Genomic DNA, 12303 nt, shown 5'->3' on the forward strand with positions numbered 1-12303 from the left:
CGTGGAAGTGATTTTTACCTGATTTATTTGTTAGCACAATTGGCATTACCAAGTTGGGTTTTCAGAGTTACTTTGCGTTTATGTCGCGATAACATTGCATCTAACATTGCCGTAACACTTGATGCAGTATGTTAATTGCACGTGTTAGTTCTGTTTCATTTGGTTGAGAAAACCCCAAGATAAAGCCATAACGCTTATCGGATGTGATGTAGTGGCTCGACAAACTATTAATACTTACCCCTTGCTCATGTAACTTTGTGCAAATAAGGTGCTCAAGCTTTTCATATGGTAGCTTTAAGTAAGCCACTAAATGCATACCACCATGAGGAAGTTGCCAATCAAGAAATTGGCTTAGTTTTGCCAACTGTTCTGCCATAACGTCGCGTTTTTGTAGGTAATTACGCCGCATTTTTCGAATATGGGTGGCAAATTTTCCTGACTGCATAAAATCAGCTAACGCGGGTTGAACAGCCAATGCGCCGGCAAAGCCAAGTTGTTGCTGGCTATCAATTAACTGGGTAACTTGTGACAATGGGCTAACAATAAAACCCAGCCGTAATCCACGAAACATTACCTTAGAAAAACTACCAACAAAAAATGTTGATTGTGTGCTGTCTTGTTGCATTAATGGCACAGGACTACGCCCTTGATAAACAAACTCATTGTCGTAATCATCTTCAATTAGCCAAAGTTTTTGCTCAGCATCTGTCGATTGTTTTAATAAATTTAACCACAGTTGACGACGTTCTGAACTCATAGCCAAGCCCAGTGGGTATTGTCGACATGGTGTTAACAGTGCAAGGCCAGTTGCACGTTTGGGAGGAATAGCGCCTTCCTCGTCTAACGCCAGTGGCTTAATATCTTTTCCTAACCAACGAAACAGTGACGGTACTTGCGGATAACAAGGATTTTCAAGCCAAACTCGGTCGCTCTTTTGTTGTAATAACGCATGGCTTAAAATTGTTAATGCATCACGATTACCAGCCGTGACGATAATTTGCTCGGCGCAACACTGTAAGCCTCGTAACTGTTTTACGTAGTCAACAATTTGTTGTTTCAATGCCGGCAGTCCATCAGCAAATCGACCTTGCAATACAGCGTCATCAGGATTTAACCAAGCATTTCGCATACTTTGCGCCCACAAACGATGTGGGAATTTAGCGGTATCAGCACCAGAGTTAAACCCTGTAACAAACTCCCGCGCTTTTGTTTTTGTTTGCTTTGATACCGGCATTGGTTTATCAAAATTTGGTGGCGTGTTACTAACAAACACGCCCTGTTTTACCCTACTGATCAACACACCTTCTGCAATTAAATTGTCTATGGCTTTTAAACTGCTGGTGCGTGAAATGCCCAATGCAATTGCCAATTCACGCGAAGACGGCAACTTGTCACCTGATTTTAAACGATGTTGCGACACTAAATTTTCTATTTGTTGCTGTAATTGCTGATAAATAGGGACACGACTTTGATGATCAATGGTTAAAGAAAGTGAAGCTGACGACATTATCTGGTATCTATTTTATTTTCATTTGTGGTTATTTTCATTGTATCCAGTGATATCTATCATGCAATCAAATTTAACAAGGAATTTAACGCGATATGACCACAGAACACGCCACAGACAAGACTCAAATTAAACGGGGTAGAAAACGCGCGAGTTACGACATTGAACTTGCCAAAGCCATAATCGACGATAGTTTGTTATGCCACATTGGCCAACACCTTAATGGACAAACCATAGTCACGCCAACCTGTCATTGGCGTGATGGCGATCGCCTGTATTGGCATGGCCATATCAAAGCCAGAAACGTTGTCGGCAGTGATGAGCAAGAAGTGTGTATCAACATTAGCCAACTCGATGGTTTAGTGTTGGCACGCAGTGCATTTCATCACTCGGTTAACTACCGCTCAGTCACCCTGTTTGGTAAAGTGCAACTAGTGACAGACCCCGAAGAAAAGTTAATACAACTTAAAAAGTTTATCGATAAAGTCAGCCCACATCGCTGGGAAACTTTACGCCCTATTCACGATAAAGAGTTGATGATAACTTCGGTTGCTTGGATAGCGATTGATGAGTTTTCCGTAAAAATGCGTAATGCAGGCGTTAATGACGATGAAGAAGATCTTAACTGGCCAGTTTGGGCGGGTGTGATGCCAATCGAAAGTCAATTTTTAGCACCTGTTGTCGAAAAAGATTGCACTAATCAAACAATTCCCCCTACTCGCCCACAAGCATTAATTGGTGGAAAATATAAAAAAGAGTCATAAGCGACTTAAACTAATTATGCTTGGCAGTGCACATTACCTTATAAAGCTGCCAGGCATAACAACTAACTTTTATTGTCATCTACGTTTTTAAAACAGGTATTAAGTCGATCTAGTAAACTGACTAGTTGTTTTAACTCGCTTGGATCTAATCCATTAAATTTACATAACATTTGACTGGGTATAGAGGTTGCCGATTTTTTTAACCCTTGCCCATCAGCCGTTAAATACACATTTTTAACACGTTTATCTTGTTCATCTTTACGAATACCAACGATACCTTTGGACACAAGCTTTTTTAAAATTTGTGTCATCGCTCCCGCATCAATGCCTGTTTTATCTGTTACCGATGCTATTGTTGTTTCTCCAACTTCCCATAGCGCCATAAGCACAAGATATTGTGGATATGTAATATCGAGCTCATCCAATAACGGACGATATGCTCTAGTAAATGCATTAGATAACAAATAAAAACGATGACACAGCTGGTTCTCAAGCTTTAGTGAATCAGACATATAGACAATTAACAAAGAATTTAACCACTATTTTGCATGCAAATTATTAATCCATCAACTGCATAATAACTTTACTTTGCACACAAAGTATTTGACAAGGCAACTTCCGATTAAATATACTTTGCATGCAAACTACATTGTTAAGGAGAGAATCTATGCACACTTTACAGCAAACTATTTACACAGGTATTGCCACATCAACAGGTGGAAGAGAAGGTACAGCGACATCTAATGATGGTAAATTAAAATTAACGCTTTCTACACCGAAAGAGCTCGGCGGTACTGGTGGTGAAGGCACAAACCCAGAACAGCTATTTGCAGCGGGTTATTCAGCGTGTTTTATCGGTGCACTAAAACATGTTGCGGCGGCAGAAAAAGTAAAACTTGGTAATGACATTAGTATTACTGCTGAAGTGGCAATTGGCCCTATTGAGGTAGGCTTTGCTATAGCGGTCAAACTAATCGTTTCATTAGGAAGTTTAGATAAAGCTGTCGCACAAAGCTTGGTTGATAAAGCCCACATGGTATGTCCTTATTCAAATGCAACTCGCGGCAACATTGAAGTAGAAATTACACTAGCTGATTAATTGTTTCGATACATTGCACGTTAAATATAACGTGCAATGATACCAATTCGTATCGCATGATGATTACGTTTGTGGTCTCAAGTTTTCAATCACTTTTGCATCGACCCAAAAAATCTCTGCCTTATTTCCATCAGTAGTATAAGTGCGATGAAAGAAAAAATACTTTCCATCGGGTGTCACACTGCCAAATTGATCAGAAAATTTTGAATTGATTTTATCGCCTAAATTAATGGCTTTACCCCATGAACCGTCTGACTGTTTAAAAGAAACATATAAGTCACTATCACCATAGCCATCATCTCTTTCACTATCCCAAATAATGTACGATTCGTCTGCAGCAATAAAAGGGTGAGCAGTCCACATGCCTGAATTTATCGGTTCACTCACTGACTGGGGTGCTTGGCGCTTACCGTCAACAAGTTGAGAATAGCGAATATGACCACGTTCAGTTGGTTCATCAAAAACATATGTACCTTTAGCAGATGCAGTTAAACGCATAATGGGCATATCGCCAATCGGTGCTGCTAAACTTTTCACTTCAGACCAGCCAATTGGTGTTCGTTCTCTGTATTTATTGCCTAAATGTAAAATATTGCCATCGGGAGACACAAATGGCTGCCCTGCTCTTGGCGGTAAGGCAGACTCTCGCCACTTACCCTCTTTGAATTGAATTACAAACAATGTGTTTTTTTCAAACTCACCACCTCTTCGCCTAAAGTAAAACTCTTTTAGATCAGGGCTAAAAGAAGTACTCGCCGCTCTAAAACCTCTATCAATCATATCGTGTGCAAAACGCTCAGGTATCAGTCCTGGCGGTTTTTGCCCTAAATAAATTTCTGCGTTAACAGCAGTATTTTCATTAGCAACACTTGCTGAGCAAATCGCTAACATAGCGCATAAAAAAATCGTTAAGTTCGTTTTCATAAAATCTATCTTATTTTAAATAAACCAGCTTCTACACTATGTATTCGCGTTAAAAAATACCTGACGTGTGTATGACTTTTTAATGATTTTGTACTGCTGATAGCAATAGCAATTGAAAAAATAAAGAAAAAGCGAGCTACTTAGCTCGCTTCATTTATAAAACAAAACTACCAACAAAGGTGCAAAATTGGCCTGCTGGTGACTATTCAGTTACACAACTTTCAGCATGCCCTGGTACATTTTCATTTGACAGTGAAATGCATATTCCCCGGCTTTTAACGCAGGTAACGTTATCGTTGTTTGTGTGTTTAATAACAATTGTTCGCTAATATCTAGCGTTGGAATAACCAGCATTTCTGCACAAGGTGACGGGTCTTTGCGAACAAAAGTCAGTTTAATGGCTTTGTTGGCAGATGTTTGGATCACCGAAGGTGTGTACACGCCATCTTCTACTTCAATTACCACCTCATTTTCAAAAGCAGCGCTAGCACTAGGATGGTAAAGCCAAAACCACCAAATAATTAATCCAATAGCGACTAAACCCAATAAATTAGCGATTAACATATCTACTCCTAATGCTCTTGTGCTTTGAACAAACGCAATCTGTTGGCATTAGATACCACAGTCAGTGACGAAAATGCCATAGCAGCACCGGCAATGACAGGACTAAGTAAAATGCCAAATATAGGATAAAGCACCCCTGCAGCCACTGGCACACCGGCAACATTGTATATAAAGGCACCAAACAAGTTTTGTTTGATATTACGCAATGTCGCTTTACTGATGGCAATGGCATCAGCAAGGCCATGAAGCGAGCCACGCATTAGCGTAATATCTGCACTTTCTATAGCAACATCGGTACCTGTACCAATGGCAAAGCCAACATTGGCTAAAGCAAGTGCCGGAGCATCATTAATGCCATCCCCCGTCATACCAACAATTTCACCATGGTTTTGTAGATCCTTTACCTTATTAGCTTTATCTTCTGGAAGCACTTCAGCGAAAAACTCAGAAATACCCGCTTGTAAGGCAACGGCAGCGGCTGTTTCTTTATTGTCGCCAGTTAACATAATCACGCGAATATCGTTGGCTTGTAACCTTTTAATTGCTGAGATGGAATCGGCTTTGATCGGATCTGCTACCGCGATAATCGCCGCGAGTTCACCATCAACGGCAAAATACATAGGTGTTTTAGCTTGTTTTGCTAATGCCTGAGCTTGGTCAGTAAAACCTGTCACCTCAATGCCTTTATCTTGCATGAGCTTTACGTTACCAAATAACAGTGTTTTACCCTGACATTGTGCTTGGACACCAAAACCTGTGATGGCTTCAAAGGCGGAAATCTTTAGCAGTTCGAGTTGTTTTTCTTTGGCACTTTCAACAATAGCTTCTGCTAAAGGATGTTCTGAGCCACTTTCTAAACTGGCTGCTAGTTGTAACACCTCGGCTTCGTTAGTAGCGCCCGCTAATATAATATCGGTCACTTTTGGCGCACCTTCGGTAATAGTGCCAGTTTTATCTAAGATCATAGCGGTAATTTTAGAGGCTGTTTGTAGTGCTTCGCCATTTCTAATAAGTACCCCAGCTTCTGCGGCTTTTCCTACACCAACCATCACTGACATTGGCGTGGCCAAACCGAGCGCACATGGACAGGCTATGATAAGAACAGTGGTAGCAGAAACAATGGCTAGCGCCAGCGCAGGCTGTGGACCAAAGTTAAGCCACGCCAGTGCACTAATAATGGCGATTATCATAATAACCGGGACAAAATAAGCAGAAATGACATCCGCCAAACGACCAATTGGCGGTTTTGAATTTTGCGCACGCTTTACCATATTAATAATGTGAGCGAGCGCCGTATCTTTGCCAACTTTGGTAGCTTTAAATAAAAACATGCCCGATTTGTTTAACGTACCGGCAACCACTTCATCGTTTTCACCCTTTTCAACTGGCATAGGTTCACCTGTTAACATTGACTCATCAATGGTAGTGCGCCCTTCGACAACAATGCCATCTACAGGGATGTTTTGCCCAGGTTTTACTTTAACGACATCATTTTTCAAAACTTGCTCAATGGCAATTTCCACTTCTTTTTCATCTCTAATTACGATAGCTGTTTTGGCCTGTAAACCAATCAGTCGTTTAATCGCTTCAGACGTTTTACCACGCGCTTTAAGCTCTAACGCTAAACCTAAATTAATCAAACCTATGATCATCGCCGTTGCTTCAAAGTAAACATGGCGTGCCATGCTCGGTACTACATCAGGAGCAAAAACAACCACCATCGAATAAAGCCACGCAGTTCCTGTACCTAGAGCGATGAGGGTATCCATATTTGCCGAATGATTTTTAAAACTTTTCCATGCGCCAGCATAAAAATGTTTACCCGAAAAATACATAACGCCAAAGGTTAAAATACCAACCACTAACCAAGAAATACGTTCAGTGGTTGTCTCAACCGTCATTTCACCGATAAAAAGCCCATAAACCATTAATGGCACACCTAATCCTAAGGCAATAACGGTATCTCGAATAAGCTTTTTGTAATAAAGCCTGTCTGCCGCCTCTTTTTCATCCATGATGTCATCGGCTTGTTGATTGTCTAACACCTTGGCATTGTAGCCGATTGATTCAACTGCTTTTATTAGCTCATCAGCTAGCGCAGTGCCAGATACCATGACGGTTCTATCAGCAAAATTCATTTCCGCTGAACTAACCCCATGAGTCGATTTTAATGCTGACTCAATTTTTCCCACACAACTAGCACAGCCAGCGCCTTCGATGATCAGTTGTTGGGTTGATGATTTACTTGTCACTTAACTGCTCCTCAATATTGATAGCCTTAATGCTATCGATAAGGTGACAAAGCGTAGTGATGTCAATGCTTTGTCTTCTTTAGATTCCCACTGTGCTAATGCACTCATCATATTGTTACGAAACGCTAACATGGCCTGAAATAACTTATGTGGGTCAGTTAGGTTTTTACTATTCCAAACCTAGACATAACGCCCATAACATAATTAACAATTCGTTGATTACATTAAGCATAAACCTGTGAGCAAGACACAGGTCAAGCAAATAATGTTGTTAACCAGTAAAGTTACAAAACGCTGGCGTAACTAAAATTGTTGGTCGTAGCTAGTTACCGTTGCATAAACCTTGTTAGTGCCATCTTTAAAAAGCAATAACACCTTGTAAGGCATAAATCGGTCTTCTACTTCCATCCCCGGTGAACCAATTGGCATCGCAGGCACTGAAAGACCAATGGCATTTGGGTGTTGCTCTGATAAAAACTGCAGAATATATTTAGCAGGCACATGGCCTTCAAATGCAAAACCGTTTTTGGTAACCGCAGTATGACAAGAGCGGTAATTGGGTTTAATACCTATTTTCGCTTTAATACCACCAATATTCGACAAGTCTTTTGAATGAGCAATAATACCTTGCTCTTCGATATGGTTTATCCAGTCCTTGCAGCAACCACAGGTTGGCGTTTTAAATACCATAAGCTCTAACGGTTTAGCTTGCGGTTCATTTTTATTTGCTTGAACAAATACGGGAATTAGCAGCAACATAACTGCTAGTATTAAAAATTGTTTATTCATTTTTGCCTCCAGACAATGCTGGTTTAATGCTTGGCGTCAAACGCCAAATTCAAGAAAACTAAAAATCTGCGCTATTTTGCGCACACTGATCCTAGGTTAGGCAAAAATCGGTGGTCTAAATAAAGAAGAGTAAATGGTATTGGGTTGCTCGGTCGGCAACGATATTGGAGTTTCACTTTCGAAATAAATAGCAGTCGTTAATACCGACGAAAATAACGCTGTTGTTGTCGTACAAGCATTAGTAGGACATACACAATCATTATCACAACAATCTTGTGTATGTTTATTCACAGCCTTTGAGGTATCAATTGCAAGGCTACTGGAATAATGTTTAACGGGTATATGATCTGTTTGTGCTAGTTGTTCTATTGGCGACATCTTCATCGACATTTCACAAGACATAGCTGAAAACGCCAATGTTTGCCCGATAAAAGCAATTAGCATCAGTGTTATTAACATCACTTGTGCAGGCGATTTACACATAACATTCCCATAGTTCATCACGGCTTATGCTAAAACATTAATAAAACGATGTAAATGCTGCCCCTCAACAGAATAGGATTTAGCTTTTATCAACTTAATTAACTCTCCATGGTGGATTTAATCTATTGTCGCCAGCCCAAAATAATTTGATTTTGTTACCTGACGGATCAAGTAAAATCGCTTCTCTCCATAAATATCTCTGATCTTGCGGGTCCTGTTTAAATTCAATCCCCTTTAATTTTAACTGCTCAACCCAGCCATCAAGGTCTTCGTGTTCAAAATAAATAGTTGCTCCATTGGTAAAACTTTCCTCGGTTAAACTTAATGAAAACGTGGAATCACCATCTGGGCATGAAAAGCGCGCGTAATGAGGTGTATCAACTATTAATGTCATACCTAACGTTTGATAAAACTCTACGGCGACTTGCATATGTTTAACTGGCAATGTTATTTGGTTTAGTTTCATAACTTGTCCTTTTTATTATTTAAACCTTTGGTTTGTATTTGATGCACCTTAAAACATGGCAAATCATCAACAAATAGCTGAAATTTTTTTACTTAATGTCTTTGTTTTCCATCTTGATTTAAAAAAATTCATTTAAGCTATTGGCGATACCATAACCTAATTTGACGCAAGACTCATGTGTCCAACTCTCATTTGTAGGCTTGTTTTTTAACTGCTTAAACGATGCTTCCATTAACAGCGAAGTTACACCAAATACTTCAGCGACGTAACTAGTGGCAGTTTGTCCAGCGTTACAAGTTGATGTACCACAGGTACTCCCACAGGAAATGTCGTATGGCTTATCGTCGTATTTCAGTTAAGAGGTTTGCTCATTTTTAGCAAGTAACTGTTTAAAATAATCCCCTGAGTCGTCTTGACTAAACGACATCACTACAACCTTTTAAATTACATTTCCAAAATCATGGAAATATCAAAGTTATGTTGTTAATAATTTGAAGTTAAAAATCACCACTAAGTAGCTTTAAATAACTATATTTCAATTACTTAATGGTGATTGACAATGTGTGTTGTTATCTGACTTATTTATTCACGTGTTGTGTTATCCATTGATTAAAATACGATACTCGCGTTAATACCCCAGTTGTGCCATATTTGCCCGGTACATGTTGCTCTAATGGACCATGTATTTCTGTCCAAGCAGCAAAACCTACTAATATAGGCACATCATTTTGATACATAATGACTGCGCCTCCACTGTCGCCAGAGCCAAACATGCCCTCTAACGGTAAAGCACTAGCGCCTTGCTCAAAGGTAAATCTAAGCCATTGCTCATTTGCTTCACTGATCACATTGTTATAGCTGCGCATGGGATAATTATCTTGGGTAAATACCCAATCGGTAAAATATTTTGTCACTTGATACCAACCATAGGTGATTAAACTTGGCCCTTGTGAATCTTCAATTTCGCCTGTTTTACCATTGCCAATAGCGCCACGGCCATAACCAGTAATAACTTGTCCCTGTTCGTCATTGCCCTGATATAGTGCTATGGGTTTGATATGAGTAACGGGGTTGCTTAAACGTATCAATGCGATATCTTTTGAGCGATTCATTTGTTGCATTAACGGTTTGGGGTCACCTTGGCTCCAATCACCTTCTACCCGTTTAAATCCATCGTGAATAATCACCTGTGCAATTTTGTTTTCTACACCATGTATCATGATGGGTTTATCTTGGTAATCATACATAAAGGTATAGATAACGTGTGCGGGAGCTAACAACCAGTGCTCATCAATTAACACTGAGCCGCCTTGAAAAGGCATATCAACATAAAACTCGGGCACTTGATTTACTTGATATAAATCGGCATTAACATCATGCCTGATCACCACGGCATTGACTGACATTGTTATTAAAAGCACTAATAACGTAGATAATTGTTTTAACATTGTTTGTTGATCCTATTTTCATCTTTAACAATCATTGGCTATGGCCAGCATGGTGGCCTTTATTTAAAAACAAAGAATGATAATTTAAGGAAAAAAGGTGATGAAAAGGTGACGAGCCAGAAAAATGGGCGGTTTAAAAGTAAAGCCTGATAATTTACGTCAGGCTTGTTTATCAATTTAGCAGCTCACTTTTAGCGTGTTAGCTATGCTCTTTTTCTATCAAATAGTTTTTAGGCCAATTCCATGCGTACCAGATAGTCGCTAATGAAAGTAAAATTTCTAACGCCGTTAAGTAAAGATAATAAATCCAGGTGGTTTTTAAGTTCAGCAAAACCAACATAACAATAAATAGCGCAGGTATGATGATGTTTAACCATCGATTAAGTGTTGGCTTTAACACTAAAGAAAAAAATATCATTACACTAGGAATAGACATTAAAAATGCCACGGCAAAAAACTCCGCTTGAATGCCCTCTTTCGCTGACGTTACCGTCATCGCTTTTGCCAACACCTCGGGCACATAAATTTGAATATAATCGCCATAGATATAACAACACATGACTGCGGCCCAAAGCGCTGATAGCTTTAGCTTCACATTAATTTGAAACTCGATAAATTGACTGGGTAATTGTTTAGTTAGACTCATTTAAACTCCATTAATTGATAAATTAGCCTGTTTTTTGGCAAGAGGTTGACGGAGATAAACAATATAATTTATAAAGAGTTAAGTCGTCCGAGACTAAAAGCGCGGACACCTATTTTTATACGCATGAAGCAAATAACGTCAAAAAGGAAGGACACTTGATAGACCCAATTGTAATGATCGTGACCATGTTAATTGTGGGGCAAATCGCGGTCAGTGTACCTATCCTTTTTGCTAAGGCGAACAAAAGCGCTTTGAATTTGCCTCTGGCCATTTTTTTAGTCGCGATTGGTGCATTAGCATTAAATCCAATTATTGCATCTATGGCCCCAAATTGGTATGCACTTTATACCGCTTTAGCTTTTCCCGCCCTATTTATGCTTTGCCCGTCGTTATGGTTTTATGTTGAAGGTTTAACAGCTGATACAAAGTGGCAATTGCAGAAAAAACAAGCTTGGCATTTTATCTTAGTTGCACCGGCTCTTATCATTTCTGTCATGATATTAATGCTACCAAAAGAAACACATACCGCGATATTTATTGATGATACTGAAGTTTCAGGTTGGTTTGTTTCTTTAATACTCGTCAGCATGTTAATAATGATGCTGCTTTGGCTTTCCCAATGTGTATATACATTAATTAAAATCGTTCGCAGATTAAGCCACTACAGAAAAAGGTTAAAAGATCTGTTTTCAAATAATGAAAACAAAGAGCTGAAATGGATAAACTGGCTTTTGTTTATTGCCGTTTGTACCTGGATCATTTCTTTAATTACGGTGTTTTCATCAAGCTTACTTGACCAGTTTTTATTTAATGGCACTACAGAAGCGTTATTTTCATTGATACTAATTTGGAGCCTTATTCACTTTGGCATGCAACAACAACCTGCCCTGGTAACTGATGAAATTAGTCCAAAGGTTAAAAATGAGCTAATTGAAACCTTAGACAACAATAAAAACGAGCAAAGCAAAGCTAGCAAAACAGCATTGCCGACTAAAAAGTATCAACGCTCAGCCCTCAGTAAAGAACAATCAAAGCGTATTGCTGACAAAATAAATACCGTTATGCAAAGTGAACATCTTTATTTAGACGCGAGTCTTTCGTTACACAAACTCGCCCAACACTTGGACATATCGCCAAACTATATTTCACAAACGTTAAACCAAACCCTGACGACTAACTTTTTTGACTTTGTTAACCAATGGCGCATTGAAGCGGCCAAGCCCAAAATTTTAGCCAATGAAGCCACAATACTTGATATCGCGTTAGACGTTGGTTTTAATGCCCGCTCTTCATTTTACAAAGCATTTAAACAGGTGACAGGTCAAACACCGAGCGATTTTCGCAAGGCTCACCAGACATAA

Annotated in this window: 13 protein-coding genes; 3 read left to right on the forward strand and 10 right to left on the reverse strand. The window is 39.4% G+C overall.

What is annotated here, in order from left to right:
* Window positions 1–100: 100 nt before the first annotated feature.
* Complete coding sequence (gene pdxR, locus IE199_RS12020; protein ID WP_189770778.1) at window positions 101–1507, reverse strand: MocR-like pyridoxine biosynthesis transcription factor PdxR; 1407 nt, start codon at window positions 1505–1507, stop codon at window positions 101–103.
* Between the two features lie 95 nt (window positions 1508–1602).
* Between pdxR and IE199_RS12025 the strand changes: the two genes are divergently transcribed.
* Window positions 1603–2271, forward strand: coding sequence for a pyridoxamine 5'-phosphate oxidase family protein (locus tag IE199_RS12025; RefSeq protein ID WP_189770780.1), 669 nt, complete (start codon window positions 1603–1605; stop codon window positions 2269–2271).
* Between the two features lie 62 nt (window positions 2272–2333).
* Here IE199_RS12025 and IE199_RS12030 read toward each other — a convergent pair whose 3' ends face one another.
* Window positions 2334–2783 carry a MarR family winged helix-turn-helix transcriptional regulator gene (locus IE199_RS12030; RefSeq protein ID WP_189770782.1) on the reverse strand — a complete coding sequence of 150 codons (450 nt, stop codon included), beginning with the start codon at window positions 2781–2783 and terminating at the stop codon, window positions 2334–2336.
* 155 nt (window positions 2784–2938) lie between these two features.
* Here IE199_RS12030 and IE199_RS12035 point away from each other — a divergent pair, with 155 nt between their 5' ends.
* Window positions 2939–3370 (forward strand): organic hydroperoxide resistance protein, encoded by a 432-nt coding sequence (locus IE199_RS12035; protein WP_189770784.1) that lies wholly within the window; start codon window positions 2939–2941, stop codon window positions 3368–3370.
* A 63-nt stretch (window positions 3371–3433) separates the two neighbouring features.
* Here IE199_RS12035 and IE199_RS12040 read toward each other — a convergent pair whose 3' ends face one another.
* The 8 genes from IE199_RS12040 to IE199_RS12075 form a co-directional block, all read right to left on the reverse strand.
* The gene (locus IE199_RS12040; RefSeq protein WP_189770786.1) at window positions 3434–4294 is read right to left on the reverse strand and encodes a TolB-like translocation protein; all 861 of its coding nucleotides are present in this window, start codon (window positions 4292–4294) and stop codon (window positions 3434–3436) included.
* A gap of 210 nt (window positions 4295–4504) precedes the next feature.
* Window positions 4505–4858, reverse strand: coding sequence for a cupredoxin domain-containing protein (locus IE199_RS12045; protein WP_189770788.1), 354 nt, complete (start codon window positions 4856–4858; stop codon window positions 4505–4507).
* 8 nt (window positions 4859–4866) lie between these two features.
* A complete protein-coding gene (locus tag IE199_RS12050) occupies window positions 4867–7110 on the reverse strand; it encodes a heavy metal translocating P-type ATPase (protein WP_189770790.1) in 2244 nt (747 codons plus the stop codon).
* A 303-nt stretch (window positions 7111–7413) separates the two neighbouring features.
* Window positions 7414–7899: a DUF411 domain-containing protein gene (locus IE199_RS12055; RefSeq protein ID WP_189770792.1), complete on the reverse strand. Its 486-nt coding sequence runs from the start codon at window positions 7897–7899 to the stop codon at window positions 7414–7416.
* Between the two features lie 96 nt (window positions 7900–7995).
* The gene (locus IE199_RS12060; RefSeq protein WP_189770794.1) at window positions 7996–8382 is read right to left on the reverse strand and encodes a hypothetical protein; all 387 of its coding nucleotides are present in this window, start codon (window positions 8380–8382) and stop codon (window positions 7996–7998) included.
* A gap of 94 nt (window positions 8383–8476) precedes the next feature.
* Window positions 8477–8848 (reverse strand): VOC family protein, encoded by a 372-nt coding sequence (locus IE199_RS12065; protein ID WP_189770796.1) that lies wholly within the window; start codon window positions 8846–8848, stop codon window positions 8477–8479.
* A gap of 578 nt (window positions 8849–9426) precedes the next feature.
* Window positions 9427–10296 (reverse strand): trypsin-like serine protease, encoded by an 870-nt coding sequence (locus tag IE199_RS12070; RefSeq protein WP_229854689.1) that lies wholly within the window; start codon window positions 10294–10296, stop codon window positions 9427–9429.
* A gap of 199 nt (window positions 10297–10495) precedes the next feature.
* Complete coding sequence (locus IE199_RS12075; protein WP_189770798.1) at window positions 10496–10942, reverse strand: DUF6326 family protein; 447 nt, start codon at window positions 10940–10942, stop codon at window positions 10496–10498.
* Between the two features lie 155 nt (window positions 10943–11097).
* Between IE199_RS12075 and IE199_RS12080 the strand changes: the two genes are divergently transcribed.
* Window positions 11098–12303, forward strand: a complete 1206-nt coding sequence (locus IE199_RS12080) for a helix-turn-helix domain-containing protein (protein WP_189770800.1) — start codon at window positions 11098–11100, stop codon at window positions 12301–12303.

This window comes from Thalassotalea marina (assembly GCF_014656435.1).
Lineage (GTDB): Bacteria > Pseudomonadota > Gammaproteobacteria > Enterobacterales > Alteromonadaceae > Thalassotalea_C > Thalassotalea_C marina.